23 protein-coding genes are annotated in these 24,825 nt (G+C 62.2%); 16 read left to right on the top strand and 7 right to left on the bottom strand.

Going from position 1 to position 24,825, the window contains the following annotated elements; all coding sequences use genetic code 11:
* Nucleotides 1-2: 2 nt before the first annotated feature.
* From NGJ21_RS03950 to NGJ21_RS03935, 4 genes are all read right to left on the bottom strand, one after another.
* A complete protein-coding gene (locus tag NGJ21_RS03950; protein WP_251961861.1) occupies nt 3-413 on the bottom strand; it encodes a SufE family protein in 411 nt (136 codons plus the stop codon).
* Nucleotides 410-1,615, bottom strand: a complete 1,206-nt coding sequence (locus NGJ21_RS03945; RefSeq protein ID WP_174142368.1) for a cysteine desulfurase — start codon at nt 1,613-1,615, stop codon at nt 410-412. Before NGJ21_RS03945 ends, NGJ21_RS03950 begins: the two co-directional genes overlap by 4 nt.
* Before the next feature lie 82 nt (nt 1,616-1,697).
* Nucleotides 1,698-2,732, bottom strand: a complete 1,035-nt coding sequence (gene dapD / locus NGJ21_RS03940; protein WP_046784321.1) for a 2,3,4,5-tetrahydropyridine-2,6-dicarboxylate N-succinyltransferase — start codon at nt 2,730-2,732, stop codon at nt 1,698-1,700.
* Between the two features lie 42 nt (nt 2,733-2,774).
* Nucleotides 2,775-3,122 (bottom strand): ArsC family reductase, encoded by a 348-nt coding sequence (locus NGJ21_RS03935; RefSeq protein ID WP_075043977.1) that lies wholly within the window; start codon nt 3,120-3,122, stop codon nt 2,775-2,777.
* A gap of 316 nt (nt 3,123-3,438) precedes the next feature.
* Between NGJ21_RS03935 and NGJ21_RS03930 the strand changes: the two genes are divergently transcribed.
* Nucleotides 3,439-5,085, top strand: coding sequence for a Na+/H+ antiporter (locus NGJ21_RS03930; protein ID WP_115274034.1), 1,647 nt, complete (start codon nt 3,439-3,441; stop codon nt 5,083-5,085).
* A 60-nt stretch (nt 5,086-5,145) separates the two neighbouring features.
* On the opposite strand, the gene dapC is transcribed toward NGJ21_RS03930, so the two are convergent.
* From dapC to map, 3 genes are read right to left on the bottom strand one after another with little or no spacing between them, the layout of a single operon-like run.
* Nucleotides 5,146-6,342 (bottom strand): succinyldiaminopimelate transaminase, encoded by a 1,197-nt coding sequence (gene dapC / locus NGJ21_RS03925; protein WP_161872977.1) that lies wholly within the window; start codon nt 6,340-6,342, stop codon nt 5,146-5,148.
* A gap of 30 nt (nt 6,343-6,372) precedes the next feature.
* Nucleotides 6,373-9,075 (bottom strand): [protein-PII] uridylyltransferase, encoded by a 2,703-nt coding sequence (locus NGJ21_RS03920; RefSeq protein ID WP_115274036.1) that lies wholly within the window; start codon nt 9,073-9,075, stop codon nt 6,373-6,375.
* Between the two features lie 36 nt (nt 9,076-9,111).
* Nucleotides 9,112-9,894 carry a type I methionyl aminopeptidase gene (gene map / locus NGJ21_RS03915; protein WP_004375406.1) on the bottom strand — a complete coding sequence of 261 codons (783 nt, stop codon included), beginning with the start codon at nt 9,892-9,894 and terminating at the stop codon, nt 9,112-9,114.
* A 304-nt stretch (nt 9,895-10,198) separates the two neighbouring features.
* Here map and rpsB point away from each other — a divergent pair, with 304 nt between their 5' ends.
* The 15 genes from rpsB (at nt 10,199) to rnhB (ending at nt 24,751) form a co-directional block, all read left to right on the top strand.
* Nucleotides 10,199-10,936, top strand: a complete 738-nt coding sequence (gene rpsB, locus NGJ21_RS03910) for a 30S ribosomal protein S2 (protein WP_012315900.1) — start codon at nt 10,199-10,201, stop codon at nt 10,934-10,936.
* Nucleotides 10,937-11,121: 185 nt separating this feature from the next.
* On the top strand, nt 11,122-11,985 hold the full coding sequence (gene tsf / locus NGJ21_RS03905; protein ID WP_008094914.1) for a translation elongation factor Ts: 864 nt from the start codon (nt 11,122-11,124) through the stop codon (nt 11,983-11,985).
* Between the two features lie 176 nt (nt 11,986-12,161).
* Nucleotides 12,162-12,905, top strand: a complete 744-nt coding sequence (gene pyrH, locus NGJ21_RS03900; protein ID WP_008094912.1) for a UMP kinase — start codon at nt 12,162-12,164, stop codon at nt 12,903-12,905.
* Complete coding sequence (frr, locus tag NGJ21_RS03895; protein ID WP_008094910.1) at nt 12,902-13,459, top strand: ribosome recycling factor; 558 nt, start codon at nt 12,902-12,904, stop codon at nt 13,457-13,459. Before pyrH ends, frr begins: the two co-directional genes overlap by 4 nt.
* A gap of 15 nt (nt 13,460-13,474) precedes the next feature.
* Entirely contained in the window at nt 13,475-14,230 is a 756-nt protein-coding gene (gene uppS, locus NGJ21_RS03890) for a polyprenyl diphosphate synthase (RefSeq protein ID WP_046784287.1), read from the top strand.
* Nucleotides 14,230-15,045, top strand: coding sequence for a phosphatidate cytidylyltransferase (locus tag NGJ21_RS03885; protein ID WP_046784286.1), 816 nt, complete (start codon nt 14,230-14,232; stop codon nt 15,043-15,045). Before uppS ends, NGJ21_RS03885 begins: the two co-directional genes overlap by 1 nt.
* Complete coding sequence (ispC, locus tag NGJ21_RS03880) at nt 15,042-16,232, top strand: 1-deoxy-D-xylulose-5-phosphate reductoisomerase (RefSeq protein WP_125924500.1); 1,191 nt, start codon at nt 15,042-15,044, stop codon at nt 16,230-16,232. Before NGJ21_RS03885 ends, ispC begins: the two co-directional genes overlap by 4 nt.
* A gap of 61 nt (nt 16,233-16,293) precedes the next feature.
* Nucleotides 16,294-17,646 carry an RIP metalloprotease RseP gene (rseP, locus tag NGJ21_RS03875; RefSeq protein ID WP_115274038.1) on the top strand — a complete coding sequence of 451 codons (1,353 nt, stop codon included), beginning with the start codon at nt 16,294-16,296 and terminating at the stop codon, nt 17,644-17,646.
* A gap of 70 nt (nt 17,647-17,716) precedes the next feature.
* A complete protein-coding gene (gene bamA, locus NGJ21_RS03870) occupies nt 17,717-20,065 on the top strand; it encodes an outer membrane protein assembly factor BamA (protein WP_119687649.1) in 2,349 nt (782 codons plus the stop codon).
* Nucleotides 20,066-20,109: 44 nt separating this feature from the next.
* Entirely contained in the window at nt 20,110-20,613 is a 504-nt protein-coding gene (locus NGJ21_RS03865; RefSeq protein ID WP_012315893.1) for an OmpH/Skp family outer membrane protein, read from the top strand.
* Nucleotide 20,614: 1 nt separating this feature from the next.
* Nucleotides 20,615-21,670, top strand: a complete 1,056-nt coding sequence (lpxD, locus tag NGJ21_RS03860; RefSeq protein ID WP_012315892.1) for a UDP-3-O-(3-hydroxymyristoyl)glucosamine N-acyltransferase — start codon at nt 20,615-20,617, stop codon at nt 21,668-21,670.
* A 113-nt stretch (nt 21,671-21,783) separates the two neighbouring features.
* Entirely contained in the window at nt 21,784-22,224 is a 441-nt protein-coding gene (gene fabZ / locus NGJ21_RS03855; RefSeq protein WP_012315891.1) for a 3-hydroxyacyl-ACP dehydratase FabZ, read from the top strand.
* Nucleotides 22,221-22,997, top strand: coding sequence for an acyl-ACP--UDP-N-acetylglucosamine O-acyltransferase (lpxA, locus tag NGJ21_RS03850; protein WP_012315890.1), 777 nt, complete (start codon nt 22,221-22,223; stop codon nt 22,995-22,997). The genes fabZ and lpxA overlap by 4 nt, the downstream gene beginning before the upstream one ends.
* Nucleotide 22,998: 1 nt before the next feature.
* On the top strand, nt 22,999-24,126 hold the full coding sequence (gene lpxB, locus NGJ21_RS03845) for a lipid-A-disaccharide synthase (RefSeq protein WP_174142343.1): 1,128 nt from the start codon (nt 22,999-23,001) through the stop codon (nt 24,124-24,126).
* A gap of 1 nt (nt 24,127) precedes the next feature.
* Nucleotides 24,128-24,751 (top strand): ribonuclease HII, encoded by a 624-nt coding sequence (rnhB, locus tag NGJ21_RS03840; RefSeq protein WP_046788313.1) that lies wholly within the window; start codon nt 24,128-24,130, stop codon nt 24,749-24,751.
* Nucleotides 24,752-24,825: the final 74 nt, after the last annotated feature.

Genomic DNA, 24,825 nt, shown 5'->3' with positions numbered 1-24,825 from the left:
GTTCAGTTGGCTGAAACCAGCTCGGCCATCCGCAGCAACACCGCATGCAGGCCATTGCTGCGCGAGGGCGACAATTGCCGCTCCAACCCCAACCGGGTAAACCACTCGCGCAGGTCAAGCGCCGCCAGCTCGCGGCTGTCGAGCCCTTGCACCCGCACCAGCAGCAATGCCAGCAGGCCACGCAACAACCGCGCATCACTGCTTGCCTTGAACTGCCATTGGCCGTCGTGCTGTTCAGCTACCAGCCATACCAGGCTTTCACAGCCGTGAACGCGGTTGTGCTCGCACTTCTGCGTATCGCTCAGCGGTTCCAGTTGCTCACCCATCTGCATCAGAAGCCGTGCACGCTGCTCCCAGCCGCGGGCGTGCCCGAAGCGCTCCAATGCTTCCTGGGCGGGTGCTGGCAGGTTCATCGCAGCAGCTCCAGGCCTTGATCGAGGGCATCGAAGAAGCGTTGCAGGTCATCGCTGTCGTTATACAGGCCCAGTGATACCCGAATAGCACCTTCGAGCCCCAGCCCTTTGAGCAGTGGCATGGCGCAGTGATGGCCGGCACGTACGGCAATGCCCTGCTCTGTCAGCAGGTGGGCGATGTCGGCATTGTGCACGCCTTCGATGACAAAGCTGGCCAAGGCAGCCTGTGGTGTGCCCAGTACCCGCACCCCCTCACGGTCGGCAAGCCCGCGCAGCAGGTGATGGTGAAGGTGGGTCTCGTGGTGCTCGACGGCCTGGCCATCGAGGCTGGCCAGGTAATCGAGCGTCGCCCCCAGGCCGATCACCCCGGCGATCGGTGGTGTGCCTGCCTCGAAGCCCAGCGGTGCCGGGCGGAAGCTGGCACTCTGGTAGTCAGCCAGTTGCACCATTTCACCGCCGAACTGCCAGTGGCGCAGCAGTTCCAGCGCCTGCGCACGGCCATACAGTACGCCGACGCCTTCCGGGCCATACAGCTTGTGGCTGGAGAATACATAAAAATCACAGCCCAGCTGCTGCACATCGTGGCGGCCATGCACCACGCCCTGAGCGCCATCGACCACAGTCAGCGCCCCTTGGGCGCGGGCATGGGCGAGTAACGCTGGCAGCGGCTGCCAGGTGCCGAGCACATTGGACAACTGGCTGACCGCAAGCACGCGTGTACGTGGGCCAACCAACTGCAGCGCCTGGTCAAGGTCGATGCGGCCATGCTCATCCAGTGGCAGTACCACCAGGCGCAGGTTGCGCCGCCGCGCCAGTTGTTGCCAGGGCAGCAGGTTGGCGTGGTGCTCCAGCGCGCTCACGGCGATTTCGTCGCCTGCCTCCAAGCGGTGTTCCAGGCCATAGGCCAACAGGTTCAGGGCCGAGGTGGCGCCGTGGGTAAAGATGACCTGCCGCGATTCGGCGGCGTTGAGCCAGGCGGCGACCTTGTCGCGGCTGGTTTCAAACGCTTGTGTCGCCAGCGCGCCGGGCAGGTGCTGGGCACGGTGCACGTTGGCTGCGCCGTGGCCGTAATAGTGGCTCAGGGCATCGAGCAGGGCCTGGGGCTTCTGGGTGGTGGCGGCGCTGTCCAGGTAGGTCTGGTGCTGCCGTTGCAGGGCGGCGATGGCGGGGAAATCGGCACGCCAGGGGGAGGGCTGGAACATGATCACGGGGCCTGGAATGAAAATCGGGTCTGGCGTGAGTGCGCCAGACCCGATCTTAACACTTCGAACCCTTCGGGAGTTCTCAGTTGTGGGCGTGCAGCGCCTCGTTCAGCTCGATCGCCGATTTGTGCGTCTTGCACTCTACGGCGCCGTTGAGCGAGTTGCGGCGGAACAGCAGGTCGGTCTGGCCAGCCAGGTCGCGCGCCTTGACCACTTTGACCAGCTCATTGTTCTCGTCGAGCAGGTTGACCTTGGTGCCGGCAGTGATGTACAGGCCGGCTTCGACGGTGTTGCGGTCGCCCAGCGGGATGCCGATGCCGGCGTTGGCGCCGATCAGGCAACCTTCACCGACCTTGATGACGATATTGCCGCCACCGGACAGGGTGCCCATGGTCGAGCAGCCGCCGCCCAGGTCCGAGCCCTTGCCAACGAATACGCCGGCCGAGACACGGCCTTCGATCATGCCCGGGCCTTCGGTGCCGGCATTAAAGTTGACGAAGCCTTCGTGCATGATGGTGGTGCCTTCGCCGATGTAGGCGCCCAGGCGCACACGGGCGGTGTCGGCGATACGCACGCCGGCCGGGACCACGTAGTCGGTCATCTTCGGGAACTTGTCCACCGAGAACACTTCCAGCAGCTCGCCTTTGAGGCGCGCTTCCAGTTGCAGCTCGGCCAGCTCGGCCAGGTCGACGGCGCCCCGGTTGGTCCAGGCGACGTTCGGCAGCAGCGGGAAGATGCCTGCCAGGCTCACGCCGTGCGGCTTGACCAGGCGGTGCGACAGCAGGTGCAGCTTGAGGTAGGCCTCTGGGGTCGAAGCCAGGGCAGCGTCTTCGGCCAGCAGGGTGGCGACCAGCGGCTTGTGGCTTTCGGCCAGGCGGGTCAGCAGGGCAGCCTGGGCGGCATCGATGCCTTTGACGGCTTCGGCCAGTTGCGCGGCCTGGGCATTGCTGAAGGTGATGGCCTGGTTGCCACCTTCATAACCGAGGATCGGCGCGACGGCGGCGACCAGCTCGGCGCTCGGCTTGAGCAGTGGCTGTGCGTAGAACACTTCCAGCCAGGTGCCCTGGCGGTTCTGGGAGCCGACACCAAAGGCCAGGCTGAACAGGGTATTGGACATGTGATTACCTCGTGCGAAATAGGGTGCGATGCGTAGATGGACTCAGGCCAGCGCAGCGGCGTACAGGTCAGGTTTGAAACCGACCAGGGTGCGTGCGCCAAGGTCGAGCACCGGGCGTTTGATCATCGACGGCTGGGCCAGCATCAGCTCGACGGCCTTGGCCTGGTCGAGGTCGGCCTTGCTGGCATCGTCGAGCTTGCGGAACGTGGTGCCGGCACGGTTGAGGATCACCTCCCAGCCGTGCTCGTCGCACCAGCGGTTCAGGCTGTCACGGTCGATGCCTTGAGTCTTGTAGTCGTGGAATTCGTAGGCGATGGCTTGATCTTCGAGCCAGGTGCGCGCTTTTTTCATGGTGTCGCAGGCTTTGATGCCGTAGAGCGTGTAGGTCATTGTGTGCATTGGGGCCACAGGCTGCCCCAATCTCTCCATTGCCGAATGTCAGTCGCGCGATTATGCGGGAACGACTCTTTGAGCGCCACGGGTGGGGCTAAATGGGCGCACTCGGGGGGAGGGGGCGTCCCAGTGGCCCTGTTAAGGCTCACGCCATGCCCTGCCAGCCCAACTCCAGTATCATCATGTTACATATTCATCCGCCTCCTGCGACTTTGGTGCAGCGGCCCATGATTGCCCCACCCCGCTAACATAGTGCTTCTGTGGCGATTTTTCGCCCTGGATTGACTTCGGTTCACAAAGGAAGCTTTAACGGATGCAGTCAGCCTATACCGTCCTCATCCTGCTGACGCTGGTAAGCGTGTCGAAACTGGTCGGGCGGGTGATCCCCTTGCCGTTGCCGCTGGTGCAGATCGGTGCCGGTGCGCTGTTGGCCTGGCCGACCCTGGGGCTGCATGTGGCCCTGGATCCTGAGCTGTTCCTTTTCCTGTTCCTGCCGCCGTTGCTGTTTGCCGACGGCTGGCGCATCCCCAAACGCGAACTGTGGCGCATCCGCGGGCCGGTGGTGGCACTTGCCGTGGGGCTGGTGCTGTTCACGGTGGTCGGCGCCGGCTACTTCATCCATTGGCTGCTGCCTAGCATCCCACTGGCGGTGGCCTTTGCCCTGGCGGCCGTGTTGTCGCCTACCGACGCCGTGGCAGTGTCGGCCATCACCCAGGACCGCCTTCCCACTCCGCTGATGCGCATGCTTCAGGGGGAGGCGCTGATGAATGACGCCTCTGGCCTGGTGACCTTCAAGTTCGCGCTGGCAGCGGCGATCACCGGCGTATTTTCTTTGGCCGATGCCAGCTTCAGCTTTGTCCTGGTTGCCATCGGCGGGCTGGCGGTTGGTGTTGCCCTGAGCTGGCTGATTGGCAGGCTGCGCGCCTGGATGATCGCTCGTGGCTGGGATGACCCGGCCACCCACGTGGTTTTCATGCTCTTGCTGCCGTTTGCCGCCTATGTGCTGGCCGAGCGCCTTGGGGTGTCGGGCATCCTCTCGGCGGTGGCCGCCGGCATGATGCAGAGCTGGCTCGACCTGCTGCCGCGCCAGACCAGCACCCGCCTGCTCAACCGTAGCGTCTGGTCGCTACTGGAATTCGCCTTCAATGGCTTGATCTTCCTGCTATTGGGCCTGCAATTGCCGGACATCATCAAGGCGGTGGTCAGCCACGAACCTACCCTCTGGCCGACACTGGCATGGCGTTGCCTGGATGTGCTGGCGATCTTTGCGGCGCTGATCCTGCTGCGTTTCATCTGGGTACAAAGCATCTGGCGGGCGGTCGGGGTAGTGCGTCGCTGGCGCGGCAAGCCGGCACTGGTGCTGATGCCCACGGCGCGCTCATGCTGGTTGCTGACCCTTGGCGGGGTGCGGGGTGCGGTGACGCTGGCGGGTGTGATGTCGATACCGCTGCTGATCGGGGCAGGCCAGGCTTTCCCGGAGCGCGACCTGCTGATTTTCATCGCTGCCGGCGTCATCTTGCTGTCGCTGGTCAGCGCCTGCGTGGCGTTGCCCTTTCTCTTGAGAGGTGTCACCCGAAGCCCGGACGAGCGGCTGCATCAGGAGGTGCAGGAAGCCTGGCGGCGCACGGCCGAGGCTGCGATTCATGCCTTGGAGGCCGAGGACGTGGTTGATGCCAGCGCACCTCAGGATGCGGCGCAGGCGACCCTGGCCACCGAGCTCAAGGCGAGGTTGATGGCCGAATACCGCGATGAGCTGGACAGTTACAACGACACGGCCGAGGCGAGGGCCTTGGCGGAGCAGATGGACTTGCTGGAACGACGTCTGCGCCTGCGGGCGCTTCGGGCGCAGCGGTTGGAATTGTATAACCTGCATCGCCAGCATCTGGTTGGTGATGAGGTGGTGCGGCAAGTGTTGGGGGAGCTGGACTTGAGCGAGGCGAACCTGGGGGCAGTCAAATGAGCCGCTGTAGCTCAAGCGCCGGCGAGCCGGTGTTTGAGCTACAGTGCGGCACTCGGTCAATCAACGGGTTTGCACAAACGCACGAATCCGCTCAGCCGCCTCGATGCACTCGGCCAATGGTGCGACCAGTGCCATGCGTACCCGCCCGGCCCCCGGGTTCACGCCATCCACTTCACGCGACAGGTACGAACCAGGTACCACCGTCACATGCTGGGCTTGGAACAGGTCACGCGTGAAGTCGGCATCGCACCCCGGTACCTTGGCCCACAGGTAGAAACTGCCATCGGGCCGCTGTACGTCCAGCACGGGCTGCAGGATATCCAGCACGGCATCGTATTTGGCGCGGTATAGGTCGCGGTTTTCGCGCACATGCGCTTCATCCTGCCAGGCGGCGATGCTGGCCAGCTGGGTCTGCACCGGCATGGCGCAGCCATGGTAAGTGCGGTACAGCAGGAACGGCTTGATGATGGCCGCGTCGCCGGCAACGAAGCCCGAACGCAGGCCCGGCAGGTTGGAGCGCTTGGACAGGCTGTGGAATACCACGCAACGCTTGAAATCACTGCGGCCCAGTTCGGCACAGGCACTGAGCAGGCCCGGTGGTGGCGCGTCTTCGTCGAAGTACAGCTCGCTGTAGCATTCATCGGCGGCGATCACGAAATCATGCTCGTCGGCCAGTGCGATCAGCTTCTTCAGGGTGTCCATCGGTACCAGTGCGCCGGTGGGGTTGCCCGGTGAGCACAGGAACAGGATCTGGCAGCGTTTCCATACCTCGGCGGGTACGGCATCGAAGTCCGGGTTGAAACCGTTGTTTTCCAGGCACGGCAGGTAATGCGGGGTGGCGCCGGCGAGCAGGGCCGCGCCTTCGTAGATCTGGTAGAACGGGTTGGGGCTGACCACCAGGCCATCATCGGCGCGGTTGACCACAGCCTGGGTGAAGGCAAACAGTGCTTCACGGGTGCCGTTGACCGGCAGCACATGGCGGTCCGCGTCCAGCCAGCCGCTCGGCACGCCGAACCGGCGTTCGCACCATTGGCCGATGGCCTGGCGCAGCTCTGGCAGGCCGATGGTGCTGGGGTAGACCGCCAGCTTGTCGAGGTTGTCGGCCATGGCCTGGGCGACGAACGCCGGGGATGCGTGCTTCGGCTCACCGATCGACAGGGCGATGGCGCGCTTGTCCGCCGCGGGCTTCACGCTGCCCAGCAGGGCGCGGAGTTTCTCGAACGGGTAGGGCTGAAGCTGGGTCAAGGCATGGTTCATCGGCGCAAGGTCTCGTCAATCGTCTAATCGTTAAAAGGTCACGCGAGTCGGGCTGGCATCGCTGGCCTGGCCGGCCTGCAGCTGCTGCACGATCGCTTCCTGCAGGCGGCTGCACAGCTGCGGGTCGGACAGCGGCTGGTTGTCGGCATCGGTAATGAAGAATACGTCTTCCACGCGTTCGCCGAGGGTGGCGATCTTGGCGTTCTGCAGTGACAGGTCGAACTCCAGGAAGATCCGCCCGATCCGCGCCAGCAGCCCGGGGCGGTCCGGTGCGGTGATCTCAAGGATGGTCACCGCCCGCTGTGCATCGTTGAGGATGGTCACCTGCGGCGGGAAGTTGAAATGCTTGAGCTGGCGGGGTACCCGTCGCTGGATGATGGTCGGGTAGTCCTCGGGGTTGCGCAGCGCCTCGGTCAGGCCGTCGCGGATCTGCTTGACCCGTTGCGGGTTATCGCCGATGGAGCCGCCGTCATTGTCGAGCACGATGTAGGTGTCGAGCGTGAACTGGCTGCTCGAGGTGATGATGCGCGCGTCATGGATGTTCAGGTTGAGCTGCGACATGGCCGCCACGGTCACGGCGAAGAAATCGTGCTGGTCGGGGGCGTAGATGAAGATTTGCGTGCCGCCCTCGAACTCCCGCTGTGTGGTTTCCTTGATCAGTACCAGCGGCCCGCCGTCGGCGGGCTGCTGCAGGATCGCATCACTGTGCCAGGCCACATCGGCGGCGTTGTGCTTGAGGAAGTAGTCGTCACCCAGTTGCGACCAGAGTTGCTCGACGTCGTCCGGGTCGGTGCCCTCGCGCACGAGGATGTCCAGCGCAGCGCTCTGTGTCTGGCGGATCTGCTCCTCGCGGTCCAGCGGGTTTTCCAGGCCGCGACGCAGGGCGCGTTTGGTCTCGCTGTACAGCTGGCGCAGCAGGCTGGCGCGCCAGGAGTTCCACAGGCTGGGATTGGTGGCGTTGATGTCGGCCACGGTCAGCACGTAGAGGTAGTCCAGGCGCGTCTCGTCGCCGACATGCAGGGCGAAGTCGTTGATCACCTGCGGGTCGGACAGGTCCTTGCGCTGGGCGGTGGTGGACATCACCAGGTGGTTTTGCACCAGCCAGACGATCAGGCGGCTATCCCAGGCGGGCAATTGATGGCGCTCGCAGAACTTCTTCGCATCCACAGCGCCCAGTTCGGAGTGGTCGCCCTGACGGCCCTTGCCGATGTCGTGGTACAGCCCGGCCAGGTAGATGAGCTCAGGCTTGGGCAGGCGGCCCATGAGCTTGCTGGCCAGCGGGAATTTTTCGGACACCGGCGTGTACTGCAGCTTGCGCAGGTGCTTGATGAGGTTGAGGGTGTGCGCATCGACCGTATAGATGTGGAACAGGTCGTGCTGCATCTGCCCGACGATCAGGCCGAACTCTGGCAGGTAGCGGCCGAGGATGCCGTAGCGGTTCATTCGCCGCAGGTTGCGATGGATGCCGATTTCGCACTTGAACAGCTCGATGAACAGGCTGGTGTTGCGGATATCGTTGCGGAAGGTGTCGTCAATCAGGTGCCGGTGCTCGCGCAGCAGGCGCACGGTGTCAGCGCGCACGCCCTTGATTTCCGGGTGCTGCGCCATCAGCACGAAGATCTCCAGCATGGCGAACGGCGTGCGCTTGAAAACGTTGGCGTTGACCGCTTCGATATAGCCGTCGTGCAGGCGGAAACGCGCATTCAGCGGCTGGGTGGTGCCACTGTCATCGTCGGCGAGGATGACTTCCTCGAAGTGCTGGATGATCAGGTCGCACAACTGGCTGATGCTCATCACCACCCGGTAGTACTGCTGCATGAACTGTTCGATGGCGCGTTTGGGGTTTTCGTCGCTGTAGCCCAGCAGTGCGGCGATGCTGCGCTGGTGGTCGAACAGCAGGCGATCTTCGGCGCGGCCGGCGAGCATGTGCAGGGCGTAGCGCACCTTCCACAAAAAGTCCTGGGAGGAGGCCAGCAGTTCGTTTTCGCTTTCCAGCAGGAAGCCTTCGCCAGCGAGGGCGTGCAGGTTCAGGGTGCCGTACTGGCGACGGGCTACCCAAAGGACTGTCTGGATGTCGCGAAGGCCGCCGGGCGAGCCTTTTACATTGGGCTCGAGGTTGTACTCGGTGTCGTTGTACTTGTGGTGGCGGGCCTTGAGCTCTGCGCGCTTGGCCAGGAAGAACTCCTTGCTCGGCCACATGTGCGCGGTGCTGGTGACCTCGAGCATGCGCTGGCGCAGGGCTTCGGGGCCGGCGATGGTACGGCTTTCCATCATGTTGGTGATGACCGTCAGGTCGGCGCGGGCCTGTTCGGCACACTCGTCCACGGTACGCACGCTCTGGCCCACTTCAAGGCCCATGTCCCACAGCAGTGTCAGGAAGCGCTCGATGGCGTCGCGGTACTGCTCGTGTTCGGCGTCGCGCAGCAGGATCAGCAGGTCGATGTCCGAGTGCGGGTGAAGTTCACCGCGCCCATAGCCCCCGACCGCTACCAGGGCGATACCGTCAGCGTCGCCCCAGTCGAACTGCTTCCAGGCCTGTTGCAGGATGTTGTCGACGAGCCAGGCGCGGTCCTCGATCAGCCGACGGATGTCGCGGCCGTCACGGAAACGCCTGTCGAGCACCTCGCCGGCCTGGCGGATGGCCTTCTTGAAAGCGGCGATGGGGCTCGCCTTGAGGGCCAGTTCCGCCTGGAACTGGCCGCGGTCGAACAGCTCGGGATCCACCTGGGGCATGCATCGCGTTCCTGTCGTAGAGGCTTTGGCGTGAACTCAGGCCGAAGTGCGCGGGATGGTGTCGTCCTTGCGCAGGGTGAAGATCTCGTAGCCGGTGGCGGTCACCACCAGGGTGTGCTCCCACTGCGCCGAGAGCTTGCGGTCCTTGGTGATGGCGGTCCAGCCGTCGCCCAGCACCTTGGTGTCGGCCTTGCCCTGGTTGATCATCGGTTCGATGGTGAAGGTCATGCCCTCTTTGAGCTCCATGCCGGTGCCGGCGCGGCCGTAGTGGAGGATCTGCGGTTCTTCGTGGAACACCTTGCCGATGCCGTGGCCGCAGAATTCACGCACCACCGAAAAGCCGTTCTTCTCAGCGTGCTTCTGGATCACTTCGCCGATATCGCCCAGGCGGCAGCCAGGCTTGACCAGCTCGATGGCCTTGTACATGCACTCCTGAGTGACTTTGGACAGGCGCTCGGCCCATACCGGCACGGTACCGACGTGGAACATGCGGCTGGTGTCGCCGTGGTAGCCGTCCTTGATCACGGTGACATCGATGTTCAGCGTGTCCCCGTCCTTGAGCGGCTTGTCGTTGGGGATGCCGTGGCACACCACGTGGTTGATCGAGGTGCAGATCGACTTGGGGTAGCCCTTGTAGTTGAGCGGTGCCGGAATGGCCTGCTGCACGTTGACGATGTAGTCGTGGCACAGGCGGTCGAGCTCTTCGGTGGTGACACCGGGCTTGACGTGTTCTTCGATCATTTCCAGCACTTCGGCGGCCAGGCGGCCGGCGATGCGCATCTTCTCGATGTCTTCTGCGGTCTTGATGGTAACGGTCATTACTGGCTCTCTACGGCGCCGCAGGCGGCGCGAACAAACGGAAAAGGCCCTTATTCTATCAGAGGGCGGCTGCGAACCCAGCATCAAGCTTGAGGCTGGATTCACAGTTCACTTCTGCGGGTTCCGTTCGTTGGCGGTCTGTGGTATAACATGCGCCGCTTTCGGGGACGACCCCGTCAGCTCAAACCCACACACGTGTCGACACGATGACCTGGGTGCCCCGCATTCTCGAAGTTCTTGTTCAGGTGCGTGGGTTGGTCATTGGGATACGTGGAGGCCCAACCCGACTTATCAAGGAACTATCATGTCCCAAGTCAACATGCGCGATATGCTGAAGGCCGGTGTGCACTTCGGCCACCAGACCCGTTACTGGAACCCGAAAATGGGCAAGTACATTTTCGGCGCGCGTAACAAGATCCACATCATCAACCTGGAAAAAACCCTGCCAATGTTCAACGACGCTCTGTCGTTCGTAGAACGCCTGGCCCAGGGCAAGAACAAGATCATGTTCGTCGGCACCAAGCGTTCCGCCGGCAAGATCGTCGCCGAGCAAGCTGCTCGTTGCGGTTCGCCATACGTTGACCACCGCTGGTTGGGCGGCATGCTGACCAACTACAAAACCATCCGCGCTTCGATCAAGCGTCTGCGCGACCTGGAAACCCAGGCCGAAGACGGCACTTTTGCCAAGCTGACCAAGAAAGAAGCCCTGATGCGTTCGCGCGATCTGGAAAAGCTGGACCGCAGCCTGGGTGGTATCAAGGACATGGGCGGCCTGCCTGATGCCCTGTTCGTGATCGACGTTGACCACGAGCGCATTGCCATCACCGAAGCCAACAAGCTGGGTATCCCGGTTATCGGCGTTGTCGATACCAACAGCAGCCCAGAAGGTGTTGACTACATCATCCCAGGTAACGATGACGCCATTCGCGCTATCGAGCTGTACATGACTTCGATGGCTGACGCCGTCATCCGCGGCCGCAACAACGTTGCTGGCGGCACCGAAGTCTACGCTGAAGAAGCGGCTGCACCTGCTGCCGAGTAATAGACGCTAGCGTCTGCTTGGCACGCAAAAAGGGGGCTTGGCCCCCTTTTTGCCACCTTGAAATCCTGCTGTCAGCAAGCGCCCCGCAATATGGGCCGGCTGAGGTTGAAACAGCGGATTTGCAGAATTGAACGCCCGTGATGAGCGGGTGGAATGGTTGAAAAACTTTCCAAGAGGATTTTGAAATGGCAGCAATTACTGCAGCGCTGGTCAAAGAACTGCGCGAGCGTACCGGCGAAGGCATGATGGATTGCAAAAAGGCCCTGGAAAAGGCCGGCGGCGACATCGAAAAAGCCATTGACGACATGCGTGCCTCGGGCGCCATCAAGGCCGCCAAAAAGGCTGGCAACGTCGCTGCCGAAGGCGCGATCGCCGTCAAGACCGACGGTAAATCCGCCGTCCTGCTGGAAGTCAACTCGCAGACCGACTTCCTGGCTCTGCAAGACGACTTCAAGAACTTCGTCGCTGAAAGCCTCGAAGAAGCTTTCGCCCAGAAGCTGACCGATGCCGCTCCGCTGATCGCCTCGCGCGAAGCTGCTCGTGAAGCCCTGGTCGCCAAGTGCGGCGAGAACGTCAACATCCGTCGCCTGGTGCGCGTTGAGGGTGACGTTGTCGGTGCTTACCTGCACGGTAACAAGATCGGTGCAGTTGTCGTCCTCAAGGGCGGCGACGTCGAGCTGGCCAAGAACATTGCCATGCACGTTGCAGCTTCGAACCCAGAGTTCCTGGATGCGTCGGAAATTTCCGCCGAGGCCATCGAGCGCGAGAAGAACGTCTTCCTGCAGCTGAACGCCGACAAGATCGCCGGCAAGCCGGAAAACATCGTTGAAAACATGATCAACGGCCGTATCACCAAGTTCAAGGCCGAAGCCTCGCTGAAAGAGCAAGCCTTCGTCATGAACCCGGAAGTCAAAGTCGGCGAGCTGGCCAAGAAGGCCGGTGCTGAAATCGTTTCCTTCACCTACTTCAAAGTAGGCGAAGGCATCGAGAAGCCGGTCGACGACTTCGCTGCTGAAGTTGCCGCTCAGGTAGCTGCCGCCAAGCAGTAAGACAGACTCGTCTGTCGCCCCAAAGAGGCTGCCCGCTCACGCGCGCAGCCTCTTTGTCAAAGCGGGAGCGGTTTTCAAGGCCGTGCTCGCTGACGCAGTCGCTGCGTCACGTTAGAGTTACACGCAGGCTCAAGCAGCCCGCCAGAATTTTACAAACGCCGCAGGAGAGATTCGCAATGGCTCAGCAGGGCAGTGGTTATCAGGCTCGCTATAAACGCATTCTACTCAAACTTAGCGGCGAGGCCCTGATGGGCTCGGAAGAGTTCGGGATCGACCCCAAGGTCCTGGATCGCATGGCCCTGGAAGTCGGCCAGTTGGTCGGCATCGGTGTCCAGGTCGGCCTGGTGATTGGCGGTGGCAACCTGTTCCGTGGCGCGGCGCTCAGTGCAGCCGGCATGGACCGTGTTACCGGCGACCACATGGGCATGCTGGCGACCGTAATGAATGGCCTGGCCATGCGCGATGCGCTGGAGCGGGCGAACATTACCGCCATCGTCATGTCGGCCATTTCCATGGTGGGCGTGACCGATCACTATGACCGCCGCAAAGCCATGCGTCACCTGAACGCCAAAGAAGTCGTAATCTTCGCTGCCGGTACTGGCAACCCGTTCTTCACCACCGACTCCGCCGCATGCCTGCGTGCCATCGAAATCGATGCCGACGTGGTATTGAAGGCAACCAAGGTCGATGGTGTATACACTGCAGATCCATTCAAGGACCCGCATGCCGAGAAGTTCGATCATCTGACCTACGATGAAGTGCTGGATCGCAAGCTGGGTGTAATGGATCTCACGGCAATCTGCCTTTGCCGCGACCACAAGATGCCGCTGCGCGTCTTCAACATGAACAAACCCGGCGCCTTGCTGAACATCGTGCATGGCGGCGCGGAAGGAACTCTGATCGAGGAAGTTCAAAAATGATCAACGACATCAAGAAAGACGCTCAGGATCGCATGGGCAAGTCCATCGAGGCTTTGGGCCGCAACCTGGCGTCAATCCGCACCGGTCGCGCCCACCCAAGCATCCTGGACAGCGTCAAGGTCCCGGCGTGGGGCAGCGAAATGCCGCTGAACCAGGTCGCTGCAGTCTCTGTTGAAGATGCGCGCACCCTGAAGATCGTCGCCCACGACAAGAACCTCAGCGCTGCCATCGAGAAGGCCATCCTGACTTCCGATCTGGGCCTGAACCCGTCCAGCGCCGGCACCACCATCCGTGTACCGATGCCGGCCCTGACCGAGGAAACCCGCAAGGGTTACACCAAACAGGCCAGCGCCGTTGCCGAAGACGCCAAGGTTGCCGTGCGCAACGTGCGTCGTGATGCCCTGGCCGACCTGAAGAAGCTGACCAAGGACAAGGAAATCAGCGAAGACGAAGAGCGTCGTGCTGCTGACGAGATCCAGAAGCTGACCGACAAGTTCGTCGCCGAAATCGACGCTGCGTTCAAAGCCAAGGAAAAGGACCTGTTGGCCGTCTAAGGCCGAGGTTTTTTAATGGAAAAGACCAAGCTGGCGGCACCGTCTTCGGTGCCGCGACACGTCGCGATCATCATGGATGGCAATAATCGCTGGGCGAAGAAGCGCCTGTTGCCCGGCGTAGCCGGGCACAAGGCCGGCGTCGATGCCGTACGTGCGGTTATCGAGGTATGCGCCAAGTCCGGGGTCGAGGTGCTGACCCTGTTCGCCTTCTCCAGTGAGAACTGGCAGCGCCCTGCCGAGGAAGTGGGGGCGTTGATGGAGCTGTTCTTCTCGGCGCTGCGCCGTGAGGCCAAACGCCTGAACGAGAACAATATCAGCCTGCGCATCATTGGCGACCGTTCGCGTTTCCATCCAGAGCTGCAGGCCGCCATGCGCGAGGCCGAGGCGCAGACCGCCGGCAATAATCGCTTCATCCTGCAGATCGCCGCCAACTACGGTGGCCAGTGGGATATTGCCCAGGCCGCCCAGCGCCTGGCGCGTGAGGTTCAGGCCGGCCATCTGCGTCCGGACGACATCACTCCAGGGCTTTTGCAAGCCTGCCTGGCGACGGGCGAATTGCCGTTGCCGGACCTGTGCATCCGCACCGGTGGTGAGCACCGCATCAGCAACTTCCTGCTGTGGCAGTTGGCCTATGCCGAACTGTATTTCTCCGACCTGTACTGGCCGGACTTCAAACACGAGGCCATGCGCAATGCTCTGGCCGATTTCGCTTCGCGCCAGCGCCGCTTCGGTAAGACCAGCGAGCAGGTCGAGGCTGGAGCTCGTGCTTAATGCTTAAACAACGCATCATTACCGCGCTGATCCTGCTGCCGGTCGCGCTGGGTGGTTTCTTCCTGCTCAACGGCGGGGATTTCGCTCTGTTCATCGGCTTGGTGGTGACCCTGGCGGCCTGGGAGTGGGCGCGCCTGGCCGGGCTGATGGCCCAGCCACTGCGCATTGCCTATGCCGCTGTCGTCGCCGGTGTGCTGATGCTGCTCTACCTGATGCCTGACCTGGCGCCCTGGGTGCTTGGTGCGTCGGTCATCTGGTGGGGTATGGCCACCTGGTTGGTGCTGACTTATCCGCGCAGCAGTGAGCTGTGGGCCAGTGCTGCCTGCCGTCTGCTGATCGGTCTGCTGATCCTGCTGCCTGCCTGGCAAGGGCTGGTGCTGCTCAAGCACTGGCCGCTGGGTAACTGGCTTATCCTGTCTGTCATGGTGCTGGTGTGGGCGGCCGATATCGGCGCGTACTTCTCGGGCCGTGCTTTCGGCAAGCGCAAGCTGGCTGCCCAAGTCAGCCCGGGTAAAAGCTGGGAAGGCGTCTATGGCGGCCTGGCGGTCAGCCTGGTGATTACGCTTGCGGTCGGCATCACTCGCGATTGGGGCGTCGGCCAGATTCTGCTGGGGCTCGTGGGGGCTGCGCTGGTGGTCATGTCATCGGTGATTGGTGACCTGACCGAGAGCATGTTCAAGCGCCGCTCCGGTATCAAGGACAGCAGCAACCTGCTGCCTGGCCATGGCGGGGTGCTTGACCGCATCGACAGCCTGACTGCGGCCATCCCGGTTTTCGCGGTATTGCTGTGGGCTGCTGAATGGGGTGTGATGTGACAGCGCTACAGCGCATTACGGTCCTGGGCGCCACCGGCTCCATCGGCCTCAGTACCCTGGATGTGATTGCCCGCCATCCCGAGCGCTACCAGGTATTTGCATTGAGCGGCTATTCGCGCATCGATCAACTGCTGGCGCTGTGCGTGCTGCATCGCCCGGCCTATGCCGTGGTGCCCAACGGCGAAGCAGCCGTGCGCTTGCGTGAAGGCCTGGCGGCTGCGGGCTGCGCCACCGAGGTGCTCGAAGGGGAGGCGGGCCTGTGTGAGGTTGCGGCCGCCCCTGAAGTGGATGCGGTGATGGCTGCCATCGTCGGCGCTGCTGGCTTGCGCCCGACACTGGCCGCCGTCGAGGCGGGCAAGAAGGTGCTGCTGGCCAACAAGGAGGCGCTGGTGATGTCCGGCGCGCTGTTCATGGAAGCTGTGCGCCGCAGTGGTGCGGTGCTGCTGCCGATCGACAGCGAGCACAATGCCATCTTCCAGTGCCTGCCGGGTGACTATGACCGTGGTCTGAGCCAGGTGGGCGTGCGTCGCATTCTGCTGACAGCCTCGGGCGGGCCGTTTCGCGAGACGCCTCAGGCAGACTTGGCCGACGTCACGCCAGAGCAGGCTTGTGCCCACCCGAACTGGTCCATGGGGCGCAAGATTTCGGTGGACTCGGCAAGCATGATGAACAAGGGCCTGGAACTGATCGAGGCTTGCTGGTTGTTCGATGCGGCGCCGGACAAGGTCGAAGTGGTGGTGCACCCGCAGAGCGTTATCCATTCCCTGGTGGACTACGTTGACGGTTCGGTGCTGGCCCAGTTGGGTAACCCGGATATGCGCACGCCCATTGCCAACGCCCTTGCCTGGCCGGAGCGGATCGATTCTGGTGTGGCCCCGCTGGATCTGTTCGCCATTGCTCGCCTGGATTTCCAGGCCCCCGACGAACTGCGCTTTCCGTGCCTGCGCCTGGCACGGCAGGCTGCCGAGGCGGGCAACAGCGCGCCAGCGGTACTCAATGCGGCCAACGAAGTTGCGGTCGATGCATTTCTTGAGCGGCGTATCCGCTTCCCGGAGATCGCGGGTATGATCGAACAGGTACTGGCTCAGGAACCCGTGGTGCCTGTGCCTTCGCTGGATGCGGTATTTGCTGCCGATCAGCGCGCCCGAGAGTTGTCCCGCGAGTGGTTGAGGCGCCACGGCCGCTGATGCTGCCCGGCCCAGAGGATGTGCGAAAAGTCGTTCCGCTGAACGTCATTCGGAGAAAGACATGACTGCGCTGTACATGATTATCGGCACCCTGGTGGCCCTGGGTGTACTGGTCACTTTCCACGAATTCGGCCACTTCTGGGTGGCCCGGCGTTGCGGGGTCAAGGTGCTGCGCTTTTCCGTGGGCTTCGGCCCCGGGCTATTGCGCTGGCATGACCGCCACGGTACCGAGTTCGTGGTGGCGGCCATTCCTTTGGGTGGGTACGTCAAGATGCTCGACGAGCGTGAAGGCGAAGTGCCGCCAGCGCTGGCCGAGCAGTCATTCAATCGCAAATCGGTTCGCCAGCGCATCGCCATCGTCGCCGCCGGTCCGATTGCCAACTTCCTGCTGGCCATCGTTTTCTTCTGGTTGCTGGCGATGCTCGGTACCCAGCAGATCCGTCCGGTCATCGGTGCGGTAGAGCCAGGCAGCCTGGCAGCATCGGCGGGCCTGGTTGCCGGCCAGGAAATTGTGTCCATCGATGGCAAGGCGACCAGTGGCTGGTCGGCCGTCAACCTGCAGTTGGTGCGTCGCCTGGGCGAAAGCGGAACATTGCAGGTTGGCGTGCGCGATGAGGGCTCCAGTGCCGAGCGTCAGTTGCAGGTCAAGCTCGACAGCTGGCTCAAGGGCGCGGACGAGCCTGATCCGATTCAGTCGCTCGGGCTGCGGCCATGGCGCCCTGTGGTTGCGCCCGTGCTGGCCGAGATCGATCCAAAAGGGCCAGCGGCGGCTGCCGGTCTGAAAACCGGTGATCGGCTGCTGAGTCTCGATGGGGTGGCCTTGACTGACTGGCAGCAGGTTGTCGATAGCGTGCGCGCCCGCCCTGAAGCCAAGGTGGTGGTGCGTGTCGAGCGCGACGGTGCAGCGCTGGATGTGCCGGTGACACTGGCACGAAAAGGTGAGGGCGAGGCTGCCGGTGGTTACCTGGGTGCCGGGGTGAAAAGTGGCGAATGGCCTGCCGACATGCTTCGTGAGGTCAGCTACGGTCCGCTGGATGCGGTAGGCGAGGGCCTTTCCCGGACGTGGAACATGAGCGTCCTGACCCTCGAATCCCTGAAGAAAATGCTGTTCGGTGAGCTCTCGGTAAAAAACTTGAGCGGACCGATAACCATTGCTAAAGTGGCGGGCGCTTCAGCCCAGTCCGGCGTGGGGGATTTCCTGAATTTCCTCGCCTACCTGAGCATTAGCCTGGGGGTTCTTAACCTGCTGCCCATTCCAGTGCTGGATGGGGGGCATTTGCTGTTTTACCTGGTCGAGTGGGCGCGCGGTCGTCCATTGTCGGATCGGGTTCAAGGTTGGGGGGTCCAGATCGGTATCAGTTTGGTCATAGGGGTGATGTTGCTCGCCCTGATCAACGATCTGGGTCGACTATAAAAGCTTCGCATTGCAAACCTGCCGCCATTTGCGGCAGGTTGTTTATTGCCAGTTGGAATAAAAGGACTTCATGAAACGTCTGCTGCTAACTGCGGTCCTCTCCGCATTGATGATCGCTGAAGTTCACGCCGAGTCCTTCACCATCTCCGATATTCGTGTCAACGGCCTGCAGCGGGTATCCGCCGGCAGCGTTTTCGGTGCCTTGCCCCTGAACGTGGGCGATCAGGCCGATGACCGGCGCCTGGTGGAGTCGACCCGTTCGCTGTTCAAGACCGGCTTCTTCCAGGATATCCAGCTGAACCGCGACGGCGATGTCCTGATCATCAACGTGGTCGAGCGCCCGTCGGTGTCGAGCATCGAGATCGAAGGCAACAAGGCGATCAGCACCGAAGACCTGATGAAGGGCCTGAAACAGTCGGGCCTGGCCGAAGGCGAGATCTTCCAGCGTGCCACCCTCGAAGGCGTGCGTAACGAACTGCAGCGCCAGTACGTGGCCCAGGGCCGCTACTCGGCCGAGGTCGACGCCGAGGTGGTGCCGCAGCCGCGCAACCGGGTTGCCCTGAAGATCAAGATCAACGAAGGCACCGTCGCTGCCATCCAGCACATCAACGTCGTCGGCAACACCGTGTTCGACGATGAAGAACTGGCGCAGCTGTTCGAGCTCAAGACCACCAACTGGCTGTCGTTCTTCAAGAACGACGACAAGTACGCCCGCGAAAAACTTTCCGGTGACCTGGAGCGCCTGCGTTCCTACTACCTGGACCGCGGCTACATCAACATGGACATCGCTTCCACCCAGGTGTCGATCACCCCGGACAAGAAGCACGTCTACATCACCGTCAACGTCAACGAAGGCGAGAAGTACACCGTTCGTGACGTGAAGCTGTCGGGCGACCTGAAAGTGCCGGAAGACCAGGTCAAGTCGCTGCTGCTGGTGCAGCCGGGCCAGGTGTTCTCGCGCAAGGTGATGACCACCACGTCCGAGCTGATCACCCGCCGCCTTGGTAACGAAGGCTATACCTTCGCCAACGTCAACGGCGTGCCACAGCCCAATGACGAAGACCATACCGTCGACATCATGTTCGTGGTCGACCCGGGCAAGCGTGCCTACGTCAACCGCATCAACTACCGCGGCAACACCAAGACCGAAGACGAAGTGCTGCGCCGCGAAATGCGCCAGATGGAAGGCGGCTGGGCTTCGACCTACCTGATCGACCAGTCCAAGACCCGCCTGGAGCGCCTGGGCTTCTTCAAGGAAGTCAACGTCGAGACCCCGCCAGTGCCGGGCACCGACGACCAGGTCGACGTCAACTACAGCGTCGAAGAGCAGGCATCCGGCTCGATCACCGCCAGCGTGGGCTTCGCCCAGAGCGCCGGCCTGATCCTGGGCGGTTCGATCAGCCAGACCAACTTCCTCGGTACCGGTAACAAGGTGTCCATCGGCCTGACCCGTTCGGAATACCAGACCCGCTACAACTTCGGTTTCGTTGACCCCTACTTCACTGCCGACGGCGTCAGCCTGGGTTACAACGCATTCTATCGCAGTACCGACTACGACGACCTTGACGTTGACGTGGCCAGCTATGCGGTCGACAGCCTGGGTGCTGGCGTCAGCCTTGGCTACCCGATCAGTGAAACCTCGCGTCTGACCTACGGCCTCAGCGTACAGCAGGACAAGATCAAGACCGGTCGTTATACCGTTGACGAGATCTTCGACTTCCTCGAGGAGGAAGGCGACAGCTTCCTGAACTTCAAGGCGTCCGTCGGCTGGTCCGAGTCGACCCTGAACAAAGGCGTGCTGGCAACCCGTGGTCACTCCCAGAGCCTTACCCTGGAAACCACCATTCCAGGCAGCGACCTTTCGTTCTACAAGCTCGACTACCGCGGCCAGCTGTTCAAACCGATCAACAACGACTACACCCTGCGCCTGCACACCGAATTGGGCTATGGTGATGGTTTCGGTGGCACTTCGGGCCTGCCGTTCTACGAGAACTACTATGCGGGTGGCTTCAACTCCGTTCGCGGCTTCAAGGACAGCAGCCTGGGTCCGCGCAGTACGCCGAGCCTGGGTACCAACCCCGGAACGATTAAAGACCCGGACCAGGACCCACTGCCGTTCGGTGGCAACGTCCTGGTACAAGGTGGCGTAGAGCTGTTGTTCCCGCTGCCGTTCGTGAAGGACCAGCGTTCGCTGCGCACCTCCGTGTTCTGGGATGTGGGTAACGTGTTCGACACCAATTGCGGTTCCAAGCCTGACTGCGCCAAGGTCGGTTTCTCGGACATGGCCAGCTCCGTGGGCCTGGGTGTGACCTGGATCACCGCGCTGGGTCCGTTGAGCTTCAGCCTGGCAATGCCGGTGAAGAAGCCGGACGATGCCGATACCCAGGTGTTCCAATTCTCTCTGGGCCAGACCTTCTAAGGTCGGCCCTTGCTTAACGACAACGGTTTATCCAGGAGTGCATCGTGCGTAAGTTGACTCAACTGGCCTTACTGGCCGCGGCGCTGGTCGCCACCCCGGCTTTCGCCGAAATGAAGGTTGCCGTGCTGAACTATCAGATGGCGTTGCTCGAATCTGATGCCGCCAAGAAATACGCGGTGGATGCCGAGAAGAAGTTCGGCCCGCAGCTGACCAAGCTCAAGACCCTGGAAAGCAGCGCCAAAGGCATTCAGGACCGCTTGATCAAAGGCGGCGACAAGATGGCCCAGCCGGAGCGTGAGCGCCTGGAGCTTGAATTCAAGCAAAAGGCCCGTGACTTCCAGTTCCAGTCCAAGGAACTGAATGAAGCCAAGGCGGTTGCTGACCGCGACATGCTCAAGCAGCTCAAGCCCAAGCTCGACGGCGCTGTCGAGGAAGTGATCAAGAAAGGCGGTTACGACCTGGTCCTCGAGCGTGGCGCGGTCATTGATGTCAAGCCTCAGTACGACATCACCCGCCAAGTCATCGAGCGCATGAACCAAGCCCGTTGATATGACCGTGACCATGACGCTCGGCCAGTTGGCCGAGGCCCTCGGGGCCACTCTCAAAGGCTCCGAGGCGCTGCAGATCACCGGGCTGGCCACCTTGCAGGAGGCCGGCCCCGGTCAGTTGAGCTTTCTCGCCAACAAGCAGTACCGCAAATACCTGGATAACTGCCAGGCAGCAGCGGTGTTGCTGCAGGCTGCAGATGCTGAAGGCTTTGCCGGCAATGCGCTGATCGTGGCGGACCCGTACCTGGCCTACGCGCGCATTTCCCACCTGTTCGATCCCAAACCCAAGGCTGTAGCGGGAATTCATCCCAGCGCCGTGGTTGCCGAGGATGCGCAGGTGGATGCCAGTGCCAGCATCGGGCCGTTCGTGGTCATCGAGAGCGGCGCACGCATTGGCGCCAACGTCAGCATCGGTGCGCATTGCGTGATCGGTGCCCGTTGTGTGGTTGGCGAGGGTGGCTGGCTGGCACCGCGGGTCACGCTGTATCACGACGTGACCATAGGCAAGCGCGTGGTCATCCAGTCTGGCGCGGTGATCGGTGGTGAGGGCTTCGGCTTTGCCAACGAGAAGGGCGTATGGCGCAAGATCGCCCAGATCGGCGGTGTCACCATAGGTGATGACGTCGAAATCGGCGTGAACACCGCTGTCGACCGGGGCGCGTTGTCCGACACGCGGATCGCCGACGGCGTCAAGCTCGACAACCAGATCCAGATCGCTCACAACGTGCAGATCGGCGAGCACACGGCCATGGCTGCCTGCGTCGGGATTTCCGGCAGCACGCGCATTGGCAAGCACTGCACCATTGCCGGTGGCGTCGGCATGGTGGGGCACATTGATGTCTGCGACAACGTATTCGTTTCCGGGATGACCATGGTCACCCGTTCGATCACCGAACCGGGTGCGTATTCTTCCGGCACTGCCATGCAGCCACTGGCTGACTGGCGCAAGAGCGCTGCGCGTATCCGCCAGCTGGATGACATGTCCAAACGTCTCCAGCAGCTGGAAAAACGTGTCGATACCGTGACCTCAGGTGGCCAGCCGACATCAGAAGGCTGATACCATTTCCTGAGCAAGAGTGAACAGTCGCTAGCTGGCTCCTCTTTGGATTGCAAAAGGAGCGTGTGGTCAGCACCTGCGCTCCCTATTCTTATTACAGGCTTCCCCCCGAAATGATGGACATCAACGAGATTCGCGAATACCTGCCTCACCGTTACCCGTTCCTGTTGGTGGATCGTGTAACGGATCTGGACTTCGAGGCCCAGAGCATTCGTGCCTACAAGAATGTCAGCATCAACGAGCCGTTCTTCAACGGGCATTTCCCGGAACACCCGGTAATGCCAGGCGTGCTGATCATCGAGGCCATGGCACAGGCTGCAGGCATTCTCGGTTTCAAGATGCTCGACGCCAAGCCGGCCGACGGCACGCTCTATTACTTCGTCGGTTCCGACAAGCTGCGTTTCCGTCAGCCCGTCCTGCCGGGCGACCAGTTGGTGCTGGAGGCCAAGTTCATCGGCCGTAAGAAGACCATCTGGAAGTTCGAGTGCCGGGCACTGGTCGATGGCAAGCCAGTGTGCTCGGCTGAGATCACCTGTGCGGAACGTGAGCTATGAATTCGATTGATCCGCGGGCGATCATCGATCCGTCGGCCAAACTGGCCGATGGTGTCGAGGTCGGCCCGTGGTCGATCGTTGGCCCTGATGTCGAAATCGGGGAGGGTACCGTCATTGGTCCTCACGTGGTGCTCAAGGGGCCGACCCGGATCGGCAAGCACAATCGCATCTACCAGTTTTCCTCGATCGGCGAAGACACCCCGGACCTGAAGTACAAAGGGGAGCCAACGCGCCTGGTGATCGGTGATCACAACGTGATTCGCGAGGGTGTGACCATTCACCGTGGCACGGTCCAGGACCGCGCTGAAACCACGCTGGGTGACCACAACCTGATCATGGCCTATGCCCACATCGGCCATGACAGTGTGATCGGCAACCATTGCATCCTGGTCAACAACACTGCGCTGGCCGGGCATGTGCATGTGGGTGACTGGGCGATCCTGTCCGGTTTCACCCTGGTGCACCAGTACTGCCACATCGGCGCGCATGCCTTCTCCGGCATGGGCACGGCGATCGGCAAGGACGTTCCGGCTTTCGTCACGGTATTCGGCAGCCCCGCCGAAGCCCGCAGCATGAACTTCGAAGGCATGCGCCGTCGCGGGTTCAGCGACGAGGTCATCCATGCCCTGCGTCGTTCCTACAAGATCGTCTACCGCCAGGGCCTGACCGTTGAAGAAGCGGTCAAGGAACTGGATGAGCTGGCAGGCAAACACCCAGAGGTCGACTTGTTCCGTCAGTCGATCGTGAATTCTGCCCGCGGCATTACCCGCTGACATGGCGCAACTTTGCGTAGCCCTGGTTGCGGGTGAGGCCAGCGGCGATATTCTCGGTTCCGGTCTGATGCGCGCCTTGAAGGCGCGCCATCCCCAGGTGCGTTTCATCGGCGTCGGCGGCCCGCTGATGGAAGCCGAGGGCATGCAGTCGTATTTCCCCATGGAACGTCTGGCGGTCATGGGCCTGGTAGAAGTGCTGGGGCGCCTGCGTGAGCTGCTCAAGCGGCGCAAGGTACTGATCCAGACCCTGATTGCCGAAAAGCCCGATGTGTTCATTGGCATCGATGCACCTGACTTCACCCTCAATATCGAACTGAAGCTACGCCAGGCCGGTATCAAGACCGTGCACTACGTCAGCCCTTCGGTCTGGGCATGGCGGCAGAAGCGTGTGCTGAAGATTCGTGAAGGTTGCGATCTGATGCTGACGCTGCTGCCATTCGAAGCGCGCTTCTATGAAGAGCAGGGCGTGCCGGTTAGGTTCGTCGGCCATCCGTTGGCCGATACCATACCGTTGGCTGCGGATCGGCAGGCTGCGCGCATGGCGCTGGGGCTGGGTGCAGGGCCGGTGGTTGCCCTGATGCCTGGCAGCCGTGGCGGGGAAGTCGGGCGCCTGGGGGCGTTGTTCCTGGATGCGGCGCAGCGCTTGGGCGAGCTGATACCCGGCGTGCACTTTGTAGTGCCATGCGCTAATGGGGCACGGCGTGCACAGCTCGAACAGATGCTTGAAGGTCGCGACTTGCCGCTGACGCTGCTCGATGGCCAGTCGCATCAGGCCCTGGCAGCCTGTGATGCGGTGCTGATCGCGTCGGGTACCGCCACCCTGGAGGCCATGCTGTACAAGCGCCCCATGGTCGTTGCCTATCGCCTCGCGCCACTGACCTACTGGATTCTCAAGCGTCTGGTGAAAAGCCCCTACGTGTCGTTGCCCAACTTGCTCGCCCAGCGCGAGTTGGTGCCAGAGTTGCTGCAGGATGCCGCCACCAGCGAGGCCCTCGCACAAACCCTGGCTCCCCTGGTGGCCGACGGCAGCCAGCAGACCGAGCGCTTCGACGAGATTCACCGCACCCTGCGCCGCGACGCCTCCAACCAGGCAGCCGACGCGGTGCTGGCCTTGCTCAAGGACCGCTGACATGCAGATAGGACTGGATTTCAACCTGGTCGAGGACCTGGTTGCCGGAGTCGACGAGGTCGGGCGCGGCCCGCTGTGCGGGGCGGTCGTCACAGCGGCGGTGATTCTTGACCCGGCGCGGCCGATCCTCGGCCTCAACGACTCGAAGAAACTCACCGAAGCCAAGCGCGAAGCGCTGTTCGACGAGATCTGTGCCAAAGCCCTGAGCTTTTGCATCGCGCGCGCCGAGGTCGAGGAAATCGATCGGCTGAACATTCTTCAGGCCACCATGCTGGCCATGCAGCGTGCAGTGGAGGGCTTGAGTGTCACACCCAGGCTCGCACTGATCGACGGTAACCGCTGCCCCAAACTGTCGGTGCCGGCTGCGCCGGTTATTAAGGGTGATAGCCAGGTGCCAGCCATCGCTGCAGCGTCGATCCTGGCCAAAGTGACCCGCGATCGCGAGATGAGCGCATTCGAGCTGATCTATCCGGGCTATGGGATTGGCGGGCACAAGGGGTATCCGACGCCGGTACACCTGCAAGCCTTGGCCCGGCTAGGGCCCACGCCCATTCATCGGCGCTCCTTTGCGCCGGTACGGGCCGCTTGGGAAGCCCGCGAAGGCATTACCGATTCTCTGATCTAGCCTGTTGGGGGCGTCTTGCGTCCCCAAAACCCCCTCGCTTTTACGCTACAATCCCGCCCTTGTCGTTCAGCACT

Origin of the sequence: Pseudomonas sp. Marseille-Q5299, from assembly GCF_943737035.1 — a bacterium.
In the GTDB taxonomy this organism is placed as follows: domain Bacteria; phylum Pseudomonadota; class Gammaproteobacteria; order Pseudomonadales; family Pseudomonadaceae; genus Aquipseudomonas; species Aquipseudomonas putida_E.
This window is presented reverse-complemented; position numbering and strand designations above follow the sequence as displayed.

Bases quoted from the DNA above. Each gene is read 5' to 3' on its own strand.
- NGJ21_RS03950 (WP_251961861.1), bottom strand. From the start codon at position 413: ATGAACCTGCCAGCACCCGCCCAGGAAGCATTGGAGCGCTTCGGGCAC.
- NGJ21_RS03945 (WP_174142368.1), bottom strand. From the start codon at position 1,615: ATGTTCCAGCCCTCCCCCTGGCGTGCCGATTTCCCCGCCATCGCCGCC.
- dapD (WP_046784321.1), bottom strand. From the start codon at position 2,732: ATGTCCAATACCCTGTTCAGCCTGGCCTTTGGTGTCGGCTCCCAGAAC.
- NGJ21_RS03935 (WP_075043977.1), bottom strand. From the start codon at position 3,122: ATGACCTACACGCTCTACGGCATCAAAGCCTGCGACACCATGAAAAAA.
- NGJ21_RS03930 (WP_115274034.1), top strand. From the start codon at position 3,439: ATGCAGTCAGCCTATACCGTCCTCATCCTGCTGACGCTGGTAAGCGTG.
- dapC (WP_161872977.1), bottom strand. From the start codon at position 6,342: ATGAACCATGCCTTGACCCAGCTTCAGCCCTACCCGTTCGAGAAACTC.
- NGJ21_RS03920 (WP_115274036.1), bottom strand. From the start codon at position 9,075: ATGCCCCAGGTGGATCCCGAGCTGTTCGACCGCGGCCAGTTCCAGGCG.
- map (WP_004375406.1), bottom strand. From the start codon at position 9,894: ATGACCGTTACCATCAAGACCGCAGAAGACATCGAGAAGATGCGCATC.
- rpsB (WP_012315900.1), top strand. From the start codon at position 10,199: ATGTCCCAAGTCAACATGCGCGATATGCTGAAGGCCGGTGTGCACTTC.
- tsf (WP_008094914.1), top strand. From the start codon at position 11,122: ATGGCAGCAATTACTGCAGCGCTGGTCAAAGAACTGCGCGAGCGTACC.
- pyrH (WP_008094912.1), top strand. From the start codon at position 12,162: ATGGCTCAGCAGGGCAGTGGTTATCAGGCTCGCTATAAACGCATTCTA.
- frr (WP_008094910.1), top strand. From the start codon at position 12,902: ATGATCAACGACATCAAGAAAGACGCTCAGGATCGCATGGGCAAGTCC.
- uppS (WP_046784287.1), top strand. From the start codon at position 13,475: ATGGAAAAGACCAAGCTGGCGGCACCGTCTTCGGTGCCGCGACACGTC.
- NGJ21_RS03885 (WP_046784286.1), top strand. From the start codon at position 14,230: ATGCTTAAACAACGCATCATTACCGCGCTGATCCTGCTGCCGGTCGCG.
- rseP (WP_115274038.1), top strand. From the start codon at position 16,294: ATGACTGCGCTGTACATGATTATCGGCACCCTGGTGGCCCTGGGTGTA.
- bamA (WP_119687649.1), top strand. From the start codon at position 17,717: ATGAAACGTCTGCTGCTAACTGCGGTCCTCTCCGCATTGATGATCGCT.
- lpxD (WP_012315892.1), top strand. From the start codon at position 20,615: ATGACCGTGACCATGACGCTCGGCCAGTTGGCCGAGGCCCTCGGGGCC.
- fabZ (WP_012315891.1), top strand. From the start codon at position 21,784: ATGATGGACATCAACGAGATTCGCGAATACCTGCCTCACCGTTACCCG.
- lpxA (WP_012315890.1), top strand. From the start codon at position 22,221: ATGAATTCGATTGATCCGCGGGCGATCATCGATCCGTCGGCCAAACTG.
- lpxB (WP_174142343.1), top strand. From the start codon at position 22,999: ATGGCGCAACTTTGCGTAGCCCTGGTTGCGGGTGAGGCCAGCGGCGAT.
- rnhB (WP_046788313.1), top strand. From the start codon at position 24,128: ATGCAGATAGGACTGGATTTCAACCTGGTCGAGGACCTGGTTGCCGGA.